The following is a 14,901-nucleotide window of genomic DNA, read 5'->3' on the forward strand; positions in this document are numbered from 1 at the left end:
TCCGCTTTGTTCTGTTTTTCCGATTATGACTTTAGTTCTTCCAGCCTTGCTTTTACTTTTGACTGCTTTTCTTTATAGTCCTGCTCTTTTTTTCGTTCTTCTTCTACAACTGCTTCCGGTGCCTTATTCACAAATCCTGCATTCGCAAGTTTCTTCTGAACACGATCAACCTCTTTATTCCACTTTTCAAGCTTTTTTTCGAGGCGGTTGATTTCTTTATCAAAATCAATCAGACCTTCGAGCGGCAGGAATAATTCAGCACCTGTTACAACTGCTGACATTGCTTTGTCAGGAGCATCCACAGAAGTGCTAATGGTTAACACATCCGGATTACAGAATCTTTCCAAATAATGTCTGTTAGTTTCCAATTCAGCCGTGATTTCTTCATTTTCGGTCTGGATCATCAGTTTAATTTGTTTCGACATTGGTGTATCTACCTCTGCACGAATATTCCGTACTGCCTTGATGATGGAAACAAGTCGTTTCATTTCATTGGAAGCTGCTTCATCATGGAATTCCGTTTTCACCTGTGGCCAAGCTGCAACCGTAATGGATTCACCTTGGTGTGGCAGCTGCTGCCAAATTTCCTCCGTTATAAATGGCATATATGGATGAAGCATGCGCATCGTGTTATCAAGAACATAGGCAAGAACAGACTGTGTTGTTCGTTTCTGTTTCTCATCATCTCCATATAACGGCAACTTGGCCATTTCGATATACCAATCACACAATTCATCCCAGATAAAATTATACAGATAACGACCGGCTTCACCGAATTCATATTTATTCGTATTCTTCGTAACCTGTTCAATGGTTTCATTCAGCCGGGTCAAAATCCATTTATCAGCCAATGACATGTCACCGCTTAAATCAATATCCCGGTAAGTGAAACCTTCCATATTCATCAGTGAAAAACGTGAGGCATTCCACACTTTGTTGGCAAAGTTCCAAGTTGATTCAATTTTTTCCCAGTGGAATCGCAAATCCTGACCAGGGGTTGATCCGGTAAGTAAAAAGTAACGCAATGAATCTGCACCATATTTTTCAATAACATCCATTGGATCAACACCATTGCCGAGTGATTTACTCATTTTTCTGCCTTCCGCGTCGCGAATCAGGCCATGAATCAGCACATCCTTAAAAGGCCGTTCATCCGTAAATTGTTTCGACTGAAAAATCATCCGTGCCACCCAGAAGAAAATAATGTCATATCCTGTTACAAGAACATCCGTTGGAAAATAACGTTTGAAATCATCGGTATCTTCCGGCCACCCCATCGTTGAAAATGGCCAAAGTGCGGATGAAAACCACGTATCCAGTACATCTTCATCCTGTTCCCAATTTTCCAAATCCGCTGGCGCTTCCTTACCGACATAAATCTCATTTGTTTCTTTATGATACCAGGCCGGAATACGGTGCCCCCACCACAATTGCCGGGATATACACCAATCACGAATATTTTCCATCCAATGAAGATAGGTCCGTTCAAATCGTTCCGGCACAAAATTAACCTTTCCATCTCCCTTTTGCATGTCAATAACCGCATCAGCAAGCGGCTGCATATTGACAAACCATTGAGTGGACAAATACGGTTCAACAACAGCCCCGCTGCGTTCCGAATGGCCAACTTGATGTGTATGATCCTCAATGTCAAATAGTACACCCTGTTCCTGAAGATCCTTCACAATTTGCTTACGGCACTCAAAACGATCCAGCCCCTGATATTTCCCGGCATTCTCGTTCATTGATCCATCTTCATTCATCACTAAAATTCGTTCAAGATTATGACGATTGCCGATTGCAAAGTCATTTGGATCATGTGCCGGTGTAATTTTAACAGCTCCGGAACCCATTTCCATATCGACATAATCATCTGCAACAATTTCCATTTCACGACCAACAATAGGCAATACAACCGTTTTTCCGATCAGGTGCTTATAACGCTCATCTTCCGGGTGTACAGCAACAGCCGTGTCACCGAGCATCGTTTCCGGACGGGTTGTGGCGATTTCAATCGTTTCATCACTGTCTTTAATCGGGTACCGCATGTGATAGAATTTGCCATGGACTTCTTCATAGATAACTTCAATATCGGATAGGGCTGTTTTCGTATCCGGATCCCAGTTAATGATATATTCTCCACGATAAATTAACCCTTTTTCATAAAGCGTGACAAAAACCTCACGAACTGCTTTTGACAATCCTTCATCAAGCGTGAAACGTTCCCGGGAATAGTCCAGGCCCAAGCCGAGCTTCTCCCACTGTGAGCGGATAAACGCGGCATATTCCCCTTTCCAGTCCCATGCCGTTTCCAGAAATTTGTCGCGGCCGAGATCATAACGTGAAGTGCCCTGTTCCTTTAATTTTGCTTCAACTTTTGCCTGAGTGGCAATCCCCGCATGATCCATTCCGGGCAGCCACAACACATCATAGCCCTGCATGCGTTTCATTCTGGAAATCGTATCTTGCATCGTCGTATCCCAGGCGTGGCCCAAATGCAGCTTTCCTGTAACATTCGGCGGCGGAATTACAATTGAAAATGGTTCCTTTTCCGGATCTCCTGTTGCTTCAAAAAATTTACCATCAACCCAAAACTTATAACGGCCTTTTTCAATTTCCTGCGGGTTATACTTGGATGACATCGATGTATTTGCTTCATCCTTCATTTGATTTTCCTCCTTTTTAAATAAATTGGCTTTCCAAAGGTCCTGGCCAAATGCGGACTTCTCATCTGCCTGGAAAAATAAAAAATCCTTTTCATCCCGATAAAAGGACGAAAAGGATATATTTCCGTGGTACCACCTTTGTTCACAAACATTGTCTGTGCACTTCATTCATGGATAACGGTCAACAGCCGGCACTCTTCTACTGATTTGTCAATCTTTCAAAGAGGCTGCGTCAAGGGCGACCTTCCAAAACAATGATACCTGGGAAACTTCCACCACGTGTTTCCCTCTCTTAAAGGCATTATTTTGTACTCTTCCCTGTCACTGCATTTTCATATTACATCTTATTCTATCGCTTATACCTTGTAAAATCAACTGTTTTTATGGTGCACGAATAAACCAGTTCTTATCATATACTATTATACACATAAGAAAGAGGTGATAAACATGTCAAGGTATTATCGATACAAACTGCCTTCATGGTGTCGAAAATGCATTATCGTTTGCGAAAGAGTAACACTTCCCCTTCTCATTTTTCAATTGATTCGCACATTGCTGTTTCCAACTTCACTTGATGTATTTCTGCTTGGCATTTTTGTAGGCATTTTTATTGCATTCTATCTGGAATGGATTTAGTCATCAGCCTGTGAAAGGTCGGAATATTGTTCCTCCAGATATTTGGAACAATACAGTCCGAATTTAATCTGACGTAGAGCGGACTCCAACTGAATCGTCCGGGAAGTCATAGTATCATCAGATCCCCTCAAATAAGCGTCCAAAGTCGTTATGTATCTTTGTGGATCAAGCATTTGTAAAGAAAGCAGATTAATTTCCGCCTGATTCAATGAATTTCTTGAAGCATAGACTGAAAAATGTTCCATCAATTTGTCGGATGTTTGATACCAATGACACAGCTGGTGTTTGAAAAAAACCACCAGATCCGTTATTGCATTATTAATTGATGCCTTTTCCCAATTTATTAAATACGGTTCATCCCCATGCAAAATATGGGACGACTTCAAATTTCCGTGGCACAAACAGACATTCCATTTGTTTGTAGCCCCAAGTTCGAAATTGAAGTCCCCGATTTTTCGATCAAGTTCCGCAAATGCATCATTTAATATGTGAAAGTGTGTACAAACCTGCAGCTCCAGCGGTGACATATACCGCCTTTGCTCAAACAACTCAACAGATTCCAGCAATTTATTCTGCTTGGCTGCACACCTTTTTTGGTAATTCGCAAATTTTTCTATAACAGGTGATGTATCCATATGGGAGACTTTTTTTGTTTTGGCATGTGTATCCGCAATGGATTTATAAATGGATTGTATGACCTGCTCATTATTGTTTACGTCATCTGAAATCCAAGGCGTCACATAATAAATCTGACCGTTTTGTTCCGTGTATAATCCGGCATGCCTTGTTAAATATACCGGCAGGATTGATGTAATGGTATGTTTGGCGGCTCGTCGATAAACCTCTTCAAATACCGGTAATGCCTTTGCCTTTTTGCCGAGACTGCTCCTTTTTATGGCATATTGGTGCTGACCGGTATCAATCTGATATACCCGATCCGTTATTTGCTCCATTTTGACCGGAAAGAGGTTAAATGCCCCAGCTGCCTTTTCAATGTTTTCCATTTTAATCACCACCAAAAATAGTAAAAGATGTTATCACAGCCAATAATATGCTCCAGAAACAGAACCCCTTACAGGATCAGCAAGGGGCACAGGTTAATTCTAATTAAGCTTCTTATATGGAATATACAGTAATTGTCCTTCTGTCAAATCTTCGTTGCTTAACCGGTTCTTTTTAAGCAGCTGGCCGGCTGATATTTCATAGCGTTCCGCAATTGTTTCGACTGTATCTGTCTCCTGAACAATACACAACCGCATACTGACATATTCTTCGCCTTCTTCTGAGCGAAACATGTCAGAGAGATAACGGACATCCTCCGCTTCGCTATCCATTTGGTCTTCAGTTGTTTCGACCATTTCTTCCGATTCGCTAATTTCCACCTCTGGAGATGCATCTTCCTCGCTTGTTTCCATTTCCGGTTCTTCTTTGGCATCCTTATTAAAAAACTCTGTCAGTGACTGGGATTTCTTATATTTCCAACGACCATCTTCCTCATCGGCTGGTTCAGATTCTCCCATCTGCGGTAATTCAGCGGCGGGCTCTTCCTCTGCCTCGGGGGTATCCTCGTCTTGGGCTTCCTCTTTTATGTCAAATTCAAATTCCTCATCTTCCCGCTGCATAAATGCAGGTTCGCTCTCATCCGACTGAACCGGAACTTCCTGTGTCTGTTCATCAATTCCATGGATTTCAATTGTTGAACTTAACTTCATCTGGCTTTGATTTGGTATCTCATAATCAAATGATCCAATATCAACGGTTACTTGATTCAGGTCATTTACCCGATGAACAGGAATGGAGATTTCAACCGGAAATCGGTGAGTAAATTCTAATTGTTCATCATCCAATTCAACCACTTTCTCAACATACCGCCTTGAATGATAATCTTCCAAATCATTTGTATCCTCATTTTCTGTGGAAGTTGGAACCCTTTTATATGCACCTTGAAGTTCAATTACTCCCCGAATGGAAATATAGTCATGAAACGGCTGGATAGAAATTTCCGGCTCAAGGGAAATACCCATCATCTCTGAAACTTCCTGTCCTTTTTCAAAATAAAGCGATTCATTTAAATCAAACCGAAATACTGCCTGATCATCAGTCAAGTGATTTCCTCCCTTCAACATATATTCCATATGCTTATGTCTTATTCATCTATATGAAACACATCACACAGTTATTCATTTTGCACGGAAGAAACCACAATTCATGCCAAAAACAAAAAAGACTACTCCAACTAAACCGGGAATAGTCTTTTTGTTATTTACAGTAACTTTATTTTTTAATCGCTTCAAAAGCCTTTCGGACAGCGGCAATTGTTTTTTCAATTTCTTCATCGGTATGGGCAGTTGATAAAAACATACCTTCAAATTGGGAAGGAGGAAGGAATATTCCCTCTTCAATCATATTGCGATAATACTGAGCAAAATAATCCAGATTGGATGTTTGTGCTGTTTCAAAGTTAATCACCGGCTGATTGGTAAAGAAAAATCCGACCATTGAACCTGCACGATTAATATGCAGTGGAATATCGAAATCAATTGCAGCCTGTTTGTATCCCGCAACAAGCTGATCCACTTTATCGTTAATTTTTTCATACGACGTTTCATCCAAAGCACGTAACGTTTCATAACCAGCAGTCATGGCAAGCGGATTTCCGGATAATGTCCCTGCCTGGTAAATTGAACCGGTGGGGGCAACCTTTTCCATTATCTCCCGTTTCCCGCCATACGCTCCAACAGGCAGTCCGCCACCGATAACTTTTCCGAGACACGTTAAATCAGGTGTCACACCAAAGAAGCCCTGTGCACAATTATAGCCAACACGGAAACCTGTCATTACTTCATCAAAGATAAGCAATGAACCATATTCCTCTGTTACTTTCCGTAAATTCTGCAGGAAATCTTCCTGTGGAGGGACAACTCCCATATTGCCGGAAACCGGTTCTACAATAACAGCGGCCAGCTTATTACCGAAACGTTCGAAGGCATAGCGCACACTTTCCATATCATTATATGGAACGGTAATCGTATTTTGAGCAATCGACTCAGGTACTCCCGGACTATCCGGCAAACCAAGTGTGGCAACCCCGGAACCTGCTTTAATCAGTAGGGAATCCCCATGACCATGATAGTTCCCCTCGAATTTTAAAATTTTGTCACGACCGGTATATCCCCGTGCAACACGGATAGCACTCATCGTTGCTTCTGTACCAGAGTTTACCATACGAACCATCTCGATGGATGGCACACGATCAATTACGAGCTGTGCCAATTTATTTTCAATTAAAGTAGGCGTACCAAAGCTTGTCCCGTTATCAACCGCTTCTTTCAAAGCAGCAGTTACACGATCATCCGCATGTCCCAAAATCAGCGGACCCCAGCTGAGAACATAATCGATGTATTCATGTTTTTCAATATCATAAATTTTTGATCCTTTACCGGATTCCATAAAGATAGGTGTCAAATCAACTGATTTAAATGCCCGTACAGGTGAGTTCACCCCTCCTGGCATTAAATCAACGGCTTCCTGATAAGCATCTTTCGACTTCTCAAAGCTTTTCACGATTCATCACTCCAAATCAGTTATGATTAATTATTCTCCATCCATTTAGCAACATCTTTGGCAAAATACGTAATTATCAAATCAGCTCCAGCTCGTTTCATGGCGGTCAATTTTTCCATTACAAGTTCCTGCTCATTAATCCACCCGTTTTGTGCAGCTGCTTTTACCATGGAATATTCCCCGCTGACATTGTACGCAACAACTGGGGCATTGAAGTTGTTTTTTACATCACGAACAATATCCAAATATGACATCGCCGGTTTTACAATTAGAAAGTCTGCACCCTCATTCATATCAGACTCTGCTTCTCTTAATGCTTCAAGCCGATTAGCTGGATCCATTTGATATGTTCTGCGGTCGCCAAACTGCGGTGTGCTATCAGCAGCATCACGGAACGGACCATAATACGCTGAAGCATACTTAACGGCATAGGACATAATTGGTATATTTGTATATCCTGCTTGATCCAATGCCTTTCGAATAACAATGACGAAACCATCCATCATGTTTGACGGAGCAATGATATCAGCGCCTGCTTCTGCCTGTGATACAGCTGTTTTGGCAAGCAATTCCAGTGACGCATCATTATCAACGTCATGATTATGGATGACACCGCAATGTCCATGTGACGTATATTCACACAAACATGTATCTGCAACAACAAGCATTTCCGGAACTTCCCGCTTTATGAGCCGTGTTGCTTCCTGAACAATTCCCTTTTCGATAAATGCGCCGGTACCTTGTTCATCTTTTTCCGAAGGGACGCCAAAAACCATAACAGCCTTAATTCCAAGCGTTCGCAATTCTTCCATTTCAGCTTTCACATGATCCAATGAAACTTGATAGACACCAGGCATGGATGACACTTCATTTTTAACGTTGGTGCCTTCTACCACAAAAATAGGGTAAATAAAATCATCCGTATGCAAATGCGTTTCGCGTACTAGTGAACGCATCGCATTTGAGGAACGCAGCTTTCTGTGACGTTTAAAATCATAGTTATCAGTCATCTTCATCTATCCTTTCACAGCTAAATAATCACTCATACATTGTATCATTCCATCAATTGTAAATTCATCTGCCGTTAAAATATGTCCAAATCCTAAATCATTCGCATGTTGGGCCGTTGTTGATCCAATACCGACAAATGTACAATCCGGCTGGCCAACTTCTTGACTCATTTCCACAAATGCATCAATTGTTGATGGACTTGTAAACGTGATAAAGTCAGGATTTTCATGATGCAATGCCTTAATTAATTTTCCTTTATTTTCATAATGGAATAAAGACTCATATACAACAGCAGTATCAAATAACACATTTTGTTCAGTCAGCCATTTAGGCAAGACATCCCTCGATTTGCTTCCTTGTACAAGCAAAATTCGCATGTCAGGCAACCGATTTTGTTCGGGAAATTCATTCGTCATTGCCTCCGCATGGTAGGTGGAGGGAATAAATTCAACAGTATAACCGTACTCCTCCAATTTAGCGGCTGTTTTATGGCCAACTGCAGCAATCCGGGCGCCCGATGCTATTTTTTTGCTGTTTTCACATGTAAAGAAACAATCTACACCATTTGTACTTGTAAAAAAGAGCCAATCATAATGCCTTCCATTAAACTGCTCTTGTTGAGCACAGGAGTTTTCGATGCATGAAATTTTTAAAAGTGGAACTTCAAGCGGTATTCCTCCGTAACGCAGTACTTTTTCGGAAAACTCTTTTGCCTGTTTTTGCTCCCTTGTTATTAAAATCTTTTTTCCATGCAAATCGACTGGCATCAGTCATCCATCTCCTCTTTTACAGTATCGACGATGTCCTTCGCCCCGCGGCTGATCATTTTATCCGCCGCTTCTTTGCCTACTGCTATGGGATCAGTCCCGCGCACAGTCTCTTTCAAGACTGTATTTCCATCAGGGGTTGCTACGAGAGCTGTTAAGACAACTTCATCTTCTTCCATATGTGCGTAACCGCCAATCGGCACCTGACATCCGCCTTCAAGCAAATGCAAGAAAGTCCGTTCCGCCTCCACAGTTGTTGTCGTTAAGGAATCATTAATGACATTCAACAATTCGTGAAGTTCCGTATCATCTTCACGGCACTCAATGGCCAATGCACCTTGACCCACTGCCGGAATACATACATCCGGTTCAAGGTATTCCGTAATAAGCTCTTCGCTCAAGCCGACACGTTTCAGTCCGGATACCGCCAGAATAATAGCGTCATAATCTTCTTCTTCCAGCTTACGCAGCCTTGTTTCAATATTTCCGCGGATCCATTTAATTTCCACATCCGGTCTTGCGGCAAGAATCTGTGCAGAACGTCTGAGACTGCTTGTCCCGACAATAGCCCCTTCTGGCAGATCTTTCAATGCGACATTACCTTTCGCGATATATGCATCCCGATGATCCTCCCGCAAAGGAATTGTAGAGATAACCAACCCCTCTGGCATTTCTGAAGGCATGTCTTTCATACTGTGAACGGCAAAATCAATTTCTTTATCATACATTGCCTGTTCGATTTCTTTTACAAACAAGCCTTTGCCGCCTACTTTTGATAATGTGACATCCAGAATCTTGTCACCCTTCGTTACAATTTTTTTTACATCAAATTCGTTTTCGACTCCAGCCTTTTTCAACTGCTCAATGACCCAGTTGGTCTGTGTCAATGCCAAATTGCTCTTTCGTGATCCGACGACTATTTTACGCATGAAAATCCTCCTAAAGAAAACTATTAAAATGAAAATTGGATAGCACATTAAATAAAAAGAAATTGACTAATAGTATTAAGAATGCTGCGGTATTGTACAGGGAAATGGATTTCCCCTGCTGCCCTTTTCCAAGCCGCAAGAACAAATAAAGCGTATAGGCAGCCAATACAATCAACGACCCGATTGTCTTCATATCAAACCAGTAGAATTCAGAATTGGAAACATATGCCCAAACAACACCAAGTGTTATTGCAATCGTCAAAAGCGGTACACCTAGTGTGACAGCAATAAATGAGAATGAATCAAGACGCTGCAAATCTCCAAACCTCCACATCCAATTCAATCCCTTTTTCTCTTTCAGAAATTTATACTGAATCAAATACATCATGGAAAAAAGAAATGACAACGTAAAAAAGCCATATGAAATAATTGCCAATGTAATATGGGTAATCAGTATCTCATGCACAAGCTGAATACCCTGGTCCTGCAAATACGTTTGTGCTCTCGTTGAAACATACAACAGAAAGACAAAAAAACCAAGTAAATTGGTAAAGAACAAGATAAATTGCACGCGGAATAACCGGTTAATAACAACAGAAAATGTCACCAGAACCCATGCATAAAAAAACAAACCATCATATATCGTTAATACTGGAAAATTATTTTCTAAAAATATATTATTCAACAAAAAAATGGTCTGAAAAAGCCAAACCATACTAAGTAACCAGAAGGCAATTCTGTTGGCCCTCCGGTTACGCTGAATAAAATCGATAAAGTATCCAACCAAACTCAATCCATAAATAATTAGAATGATTTCATATATCCACTTCGATTCAATCATAGTTGGAATCCTTTCATTTTACTGTGCTTGGTTTCTGTTCCGAACCAGGAAAGGATACTTTGTCCATCGTCTTGGTATTTTTTTGAGTCTGTTTAATGATTTCCGCTTCCACTTCGGACTCAATACCGAAAATTTTCACGAAAAGGTCTAATGACTCGTCTTTGTTTTTATCAGCTGCGAGTTCCTTAGCCTGTGTCACCGGTTCTTTAAGCAACTGATTAATTATGCTTTTTGTATGCTTATTCAGCACTTTCTTCTCCCGCTTGTTCAAATCAGGGATTTTGCGTTCGATGCTCTTCATCGTTTCCGCCTGAATGGATAGTGCTTTTTGACGAAGTGCCGAGATTACAGGCACAACCCCAAGAGTCTGCAGCCAATCATTAAATTGCACAATTTCTTCTTCCAGCATTAATTCAATCGTTGACGCTGCTTTTTTCCTAGCTTTCAGATTCTCATCCACAATATGCTGCAAATCGTCAATATCATAAAGGAAAACATTATCCAGTTCACCAATCGCCGAATCCAAATCGCGCGGCACAGCAATGTCCACGAGAAATAGCGGTTTTCCCTTACGCTGCTTTTGAATAGTTTCTATTGTCGCTTTGTCCAGCACCACAGAATCTGATCCTGTTGAACTGATTAAAATATCAGCATCCTTCAATATATCCTGTAAACGTTCCATTCCCTCAGCTTTCGCATGAAACTTTCCGGCCAGTTCCTGTGCTTTCGTATACGTACGGTTAACTACAGTAATCCGATTTGCACCTGAACCATGCAAATTTTTGGCAGCCAGTTCACCCATTTTCCCAGCACCGAGAATAACAACATGTTTATCCTGCAAATCACTGAAAATTTTCTTGGCAAGTTCTACGGCTGCATAGCTTACCGACACAGCATGTTCACCAATTGCTGTATCCTTATGCGAACGTTTGGCAAATGTAATCGATTGTTTAAACATTTCATTAAATACAGTACCCGTTGTCTGCATTTCTTGGGCAGTTAAAAAAGATTGTTTCACTTGCCCCAAAATTTGTGTTTCCCCAAGAACCATTGAATCCAAACCAGTTGATACACGCAAAAGATGTTCAATCGCGCCATCACTCTCTGCAATCCGCAAGTAATCAACAAATTCTGCTTTATCAATTTGGAACCAATCTTCCAGAAATTGCTTTATATAATACCGACCTGTATGAACCTGATCCACTACCGCATAAATTTCGGTTCGGTTACAAGTGGAAACAATAACATTTTCCAGAATACTCTTCTGTTCCTTTAACATTAGCATCGCCTGATCGAGTGATTCTTCGGAAAAAGTAAGTTTCTCCCTTATTTCAACAGGGGTTGATTTGTAATTGATTCCGACTTTAAGTATGTGCAAAGTAATACCCCCAAGGATTTAAACATTCATTTCCTATTATAACATGTGCGTTTCATTACTTCTTCCATAAATGTGAACAAGATTGAAACATTTATGATAGGATATCCGTATAACATGTAGTATAACTCGTATGTACTCTATCATACGTATATTGTCGAAGCAAACATTCTGACTGCTGCTTGACACCAGGAAGAGAGGTTTAAAAATGAAAAAACAAAATACTTTTGCTGCCTACATATTAATTGGCGTTGGGATATATTTCCTGCTTCGAAAACTGCAAATCCCAATCATCACCGATTTTTATTCATGGCCGACGTTACTGATTATTATAGGCATTGCACTCTTAATATACAGTTATACTGCCAGGGATTATCAGCATTTATTCAGCGGAACTGTCGTTCTTGGAATCGGCATTCATTTCCATGGGCTCGAACACTATGGATTCTGGATTGATCATTGGGCTGTCTATCTGCTTATAGTGGGGATTGCATTTATTGTAAGGGCAATCCGAACAAAAAAAGGATTTATGATGGGATTACTTCTGATAGGTCTGGCGATTCTTTTTATTTTCTCCTTTAAATTGCCTGGTCTGTTCGATTGGGTATACGATGCAACAGATTTCTTTGAAAATTTTTGGCCGCTGCTCCTAATTGTAATTGGTATAATCTGGCTGAAGAAGAAAAAATAAACCTGCCGGAATGGCAAGGTTCATTTTTTGTTCAATCTTTTAGAGGATTGAGCTTAGGAATGCTTTTGTTCGTTCTTGTTTTGGATAATCGAATAGGTCATCCGGAGGTCCTGCTTCGACAACTTTGCCATCATGCATATATACGACCCAGTCACCGACTTCTCGTGCGAATCCCATTTCATGTGTTACGACAACCATTGTCATCCCATCTTCAGCTAGTTCCTTCATTGTTGCAAGAACTTCTCCAACCAGCTCCGGATCAAGTGCCGAAGTTGGTTCATCAAACAACATAACATCCGGTTTCATGGCCAATGCACGGGCAATAGCAACCCGCTGCTTCTGACCGCCGGATAAAGTTGATGGAAAGACATCGCATTTATCACCAAGCCCGACCTTTTCCAGCAATGCTTTTCCTTCTTTGATGGCCTGTTCTTTTTTGATGCCCTTAACTTGTGTAGGCGCCTCAATAATATTACCGATGACTGTTTTATGCGGAAACAGATTAAAATGCTGGAAAACCATCCCCACCCTCTCCCGCACTTTATTAAGATTATGGGTGTCCGCTTCAATTTGCTCACCTTCAACAATAATCTCCCCGCTATTTTTCAACTCAAGGAAATTCAGACACCTTAGCAGCGTACTTTTCCCGGATCCGCTTGCCCCAATTAGTACAACAACATCGCTTTCATTCACTTTCAGGTCTATATCTTTCAGCACATGCAGATCCCCGAATGATTTATTTAATTTATCAACCCTGATCATTTCCTGTACTTCACTCATTTTTGTCCCCCTCGCTTAATCACTGCGCGCCATCTTCTTTTCAAGCAAATTCACTAGTAATGTCAAAATTAAAACAATAAACAAGTAATAAACAGCAACAGTTAAGTAGTATGGAAGATAGTCAAAATTATTGGATCCCTGTGTGCTCGCAACCCCAAACAACTCCTGCATTCCTATAAATGAAACAAGCGACGAATCCTTAATACCAATAATAAACTGATTCCCCAAGGAAGGCACCGCACGACGAAACGCCTGCGGGAGAATAATCCGCCGCATTGTAAGCCCCTTGGACATCCCCAGGGTACGGCCAGCCTCCCGCTGTCCTTTATCAATGGATTGGATCGCACCACGAATAATTTCAGCGATGTACGCACCACTGTGAAAGGCCAGACCGGCTACACCTGCCCAAAACATTGGAATTAATAATATTTCCGCGAGACCGTAATAAAGTACAAAAATTTGTACAATAAGCGGGGTACCCCGGACAACCCATATGTATGCATCAGCAATCCACTCAAGTATTTTAATATTAGATATTTTCAAGATTGCAAAGAACAAACCAATAATAAATGCAATCAACAGTGAAGCAGCCGATAATTCAAAGGTTAGCCACAACCCTTTTAAAAATAAATCATAACTGCCAATAAATACGTCCAAAAAATGCGACAAGAGACCAACTCCTTTTGAAGGCACAAATGTGCGCAGTGGTTGCGCACATTATTAGCCGAACTTATTCATTTGATTTATCCGGTTTTTGAGTGATGTCAGCACCGACCCATTTCATAGAAAGTTCTTTCAGTTTTCCACTTTCTTTTAGTTCCTTTAATGCTTTGTTGATATCCTTCAGCAATTTGTCGTGGTCTTTCGGAACCGCGACTGCCTGCTTACTGACACCCAACTGTGTCCGTTTTTCGATTTCCAGCCCGTTTTCAATGGCTGTACTTCCAGTAACCGCATCTGTTATCACCGCGTCATGATGCCCTTTAGCAAGTGATTGCAATGCAACAACATCACTGTCAACCTGTGGAATGTTATTGGTATACTGTTTTGCCATTTCAACATAAGTTGAGCCCCGCGAAACCGAAACTTTCTTCCCCTTCAAATCATCAGCTGCTTTAACATCGCTGTCAGGACGTGTATACACTACCGGCCCCGAATAATAATACGGGTCTGAAAAATTGACCTGTTTCAAACGTTTTTCCGTAATGGTATGACTTGCAACTGCAATGTCATACCGGCCTTGTTTAACGCCGGTCACAATTCCGGAAAACTTTGCTTTTTTCTGCACAGGTTCAAGTCCAAGTTTTTCGGCAATCGCTTCTGCCACAGCAATATCATAACCGACCATCTTTCCGCCTTCCATATAACTGAATGGTTTAAATTCACCGGAAGCAGCGAAAACAAGCTTACCTTCTTCCATCAAATCATATTTACCTGTACCTTCAGATGATGAACCTTCAGAAGTACCGCCACATGCGGATAAAACAACCATTAAAATGCCGATAAATAATGTAATTTTCAGTTTTCTCAATTTCTATTCCATCCTCTCCTTTTGTAATTTGGACTTCTTTGATAATCGTGATTAAAGCTGATTTTTAAAACGAGGAATATAAAGAATTATACCAATATTTAATAAGATAT

Annotated in this window: 14 protein-coding genes and 1 other annotated feature; of the genes, 2 read left to right on the forward strand and 12 right to left on the reverse strand. The window is 40.9% G+C overall.

The annotated features are described in order from the left end of the window. Nucleotides 1-23: 23 nt before the first annotated feature. Nucleotides 24-2,666: a valine--tRNA ligase gene (locus B1K71_RS12070; protein WP_077327240.1), complete on the reverse strand. Its 2,643-nt coding sequence runs from the start codon at nucleotides 2,664-2,666 to the stop codon at nucleotides 24-26. Nucleotides 2,667-2,766: 100 nt separating this feature from the next. Continuing rightward, nucleotides 2,767-3,000, reverse strand: a binding site (T-box leader). 113 nt (nucleotides 3,001-3,113) lie between these two features. Between B1K71_RS12070 and B1K71_RS12075 the strand changes: the two genes are divergently transcribed. After that, complete coding sequence (locus B1K71_RS12075) at nucleotides 3,114-3,302, forward strand: hypothetical protein (RefSeq protein WP_077327242.1); 189 nt, start codon at nucleotides 3,114-3,116, stop codon at nucleotides 3,300-3,302. Here the strand turns inward: B1K71_RS12075 and B1K71_RS12080 are convergent. The 8 genes from B1K71_RS12080 to hemA form a co-directional block, all read right to left on the reverse strand. Continuing rightward, complete coding sequence (locus B1K71_RS12080) at nucleotides 3,299-4,306, reverse strand: phosphotransferase (protein WP_077327244.1); 1,008 nt, start codon at nucleotides 4,304-4,306, stop codon at nucleotides 3,299-3,301. The two genes, B1K71_RS12075 and B1K71_RS12080, sit on opposite strands and share 4 nt — an antisense overlap. Before the next feature lie 99 nt (nucleotides 4,307-4,405). Beyond that, on the reverse strand, nucleotides 4,406-5,407 hold the full coding sequence (gene spoVID / locus B1K71_RS12085) for a stage VI sporulation protein D (RefSeq protein WP_077327246.1): 1,002 nt from the start codon (nucleotides 5,405-5,407) through the stop codon (nucleotides 4,406-4,408). A 169-nt stretch (nucleotides 5,408-5,576) separates the two neighbouring features. Beyond that, entirely contained in the window at nucleotides 5,577-6,815 is a 1,239-nt protein-coding gene (gene hemL / locus B1K71_RS12090) for a glutamate-1-semialdehyde 2,1-aminomutase (RefSeq protein ID WP_428848873.1), read from the reverse strand. A gap of 77 nt (nucleotides 6,816-6,892) precedes the next feature. Continuing rightward, a complete protein-coding gene (gene hemB / locus B1K71_RS12095) occupies nucleotides 6,893-7,876 on the reverse strand; it encodes a porphobilinogen synthase (RefSeq protein WP_077327250.1) in 984 nt (327 codons plus the stop codon). Between the two features lie 6 nt (nucleotides 7,877-7,882). Continuing rightward, entirely contained in the window at nucleotides 7,883-8,644 is a 762-nt protein-coding gene (locus B1K71_RS12100) for a uroporphyrinogen-III synthase (RefSeq protein WP_077327252.1), read from the reverse strand. Beyond that, nucleotides 8,644-9,573, reverse strand: a complete 930-nt coding sequence (hemC, locus tag B1K71_RS12105) for a hydroxymethylbilane synthase (protein ID WP_077327254.1) — start codon at nucleotides 9,571-9,573, stop codon at nucleotides 8,644-8,646. Before hemC ends, B1K71_RS12100 begins: the two co-directional genes overlap by 1 nt. Nucleotides 9,574-9,583: 10 nt before the next feature. Beyond that, nucleotides 9,584-10,414: a cytochrome C assembly family protein gene (locus B1K71_RS12110; protein ID WP_077327256.1), complete on the reverse strand. Its 831-nt coding sequence runs from the start codon at nucleotides 10,412-10,414 to the stop codon at nucleotides 9,584-9,586. Between the two features lie 13 nt (nucleotides 10,415-10,427). Next, on the reverse strand, nucleotides 10,428-11,792 hold the full coding sequence (hemA, locus tag B1K71_RS12115; protein WP_077327258.1) for a glutamyl-tRNA reductase: 1,365 nt from the start codon (nucleotides 11,790-11,792) through the stop codon (nucleotides 10,428-10,430). 205 nt (nucleotides 11,793-11,997) lie between these two features. Here hemA and B1K71_RS12120 point away from each other — a divergent pair, with 205 nt between their 5' ends. Further along, nucleotides 11,998-12,480, forward strand: a complete 483-nt coding sequence (locus B1K71_RS12120) for a LiaI-LiaF-like domain-containing protein (protein WP_077327260.1) — start codon at nucleotides 11,998-12,000, stop codon at nucleotides 12,478-12,480. A gap of 39 nt (nucleotides 12,481-12,519) precedes the next feature. Here the strand turns inward: B1K71_RS12120 and B1K71_RS12125 are convergent, their stop codons facing one another. The 3 genes from B1K71_RS12125 to B1K71_RS12135 form a co-directional block, all read right to left on the reverse strand. After that, nucleotides 12,520-13,260 (reverse strand): amino acid ABC transporter ATP-binding protein, encoded by a 741-nt coding sequence (locus B1K71_RS12125; protein WP_077327262.1) that lies wholly within the window; start codon nucleotides 13,258-13,260, stop codon nucleotides 12,520-12,522. A 15-nt stretch (nucleotides 13,261-13,275) separates the two neighbouring features. Beyond that, complete coding sequence (locus B1K71_RS12130; protein ID WP_245799262.1) at nucleotides 13,276-13,929, reverse strand: amino acid ABC transporter permease; 654 nt, start codon at nucleotides 13,927-13,929, stop codon at nucleotides 13,276-13,278. A gap of 61 nt (nucleotides 13,930-13,990) precedes the next feature. Beyond that, nucleotides 13,991-14,791 carry a transporter substrate-binding domain-containing protein gene (locus tag B1K71_RS12135; protein ID WP_175631903.1) on the reverse strand — a complete coding sequence of 267 codons (801 nt, stop codon included), beginning with the start codon at nucleotides 14,789-14,791 and terminating at the stop codon, nucleotides 13,991-13,993. Nucleotides 14,792-14,901: the final 110 nt, after the last annotated feature.

The sequence above is a fragment of the Virgibacillus siamensis genome, from assembly GCF_900162695.1.
GTDB lineage: Bacteria > Bacillota > Bacilli > Bacillales > Amphibacillaceae > Lentibacillus > Lentibacillus siamensis_A.

Coding starts and splice junctions, on each gene's coding strand:
- hemL (WP_428848873.1), bottom strand. CDS start 6,815: ATGCCAGGAGGGGTGAACTCACCTGTACGGGCATTTAAATCAGTTGAT.
- B1K71_RS12110 (WP_077327256.1), bottom strand. CDS start 10,414: ATGATTGAATCGAAGTGGATATATGAAATCATTCTAATTATTTATGGA.
- hemC (WP_077327254.1), bottom strand. CDS start 9,573: ATGCGTAAAATAGTCGTCGGATCACGAAAGAGCAATTTGGCATTGACA.
- B1K71_RS12125 (WP_077327262.1), bottom strand. CDS start 13,260: ATGAGTGAAGTACAGGAAATGATCAGGGTTGATAAATTAAATAAATCA.
- B1K71_RS12080 (WP_077327244.1), bottom strand. CDS start 4,306: ATGGAAAACATTGAAAAGGCAGCTGGGGCATTTAACCTCTTTCCGGTC.
- B1K71_RS12120 (WP_077327260.1), top strand. CDS start 11,998: ATGAAAAAACAAAATACTTTTGCTGCCTACATATTAATTGGCGTTGGG.
- B1K71_RS12070 (WP_077327240.1), bottom strand. CDS start 2,666: ATGAAGGATGAAGCAAATACATCGATGTCATCCAAGTATAACCCGCAG.
- hemB (WP_077327250.1), bottom strand. CDS start 7,876: ATGACTGATAACTATGATTTTAAACGTCACAGAAAGCTGCGTTCCTCA.
- B1K71_RS12100 (WP_077327252.1), bottom strand. CDS start 8,644: ATGCCAGTCGATTTGCATGGAAAAAAGATTTTAATAACAAGGGAGCAA.
- B1K71_RS12075 (WP_077327242.1), top strand. CDS start 3,114: ATGTCAAGGTATTATCGATACAAACTGCCTTCATGGTGTCGAAAATGC.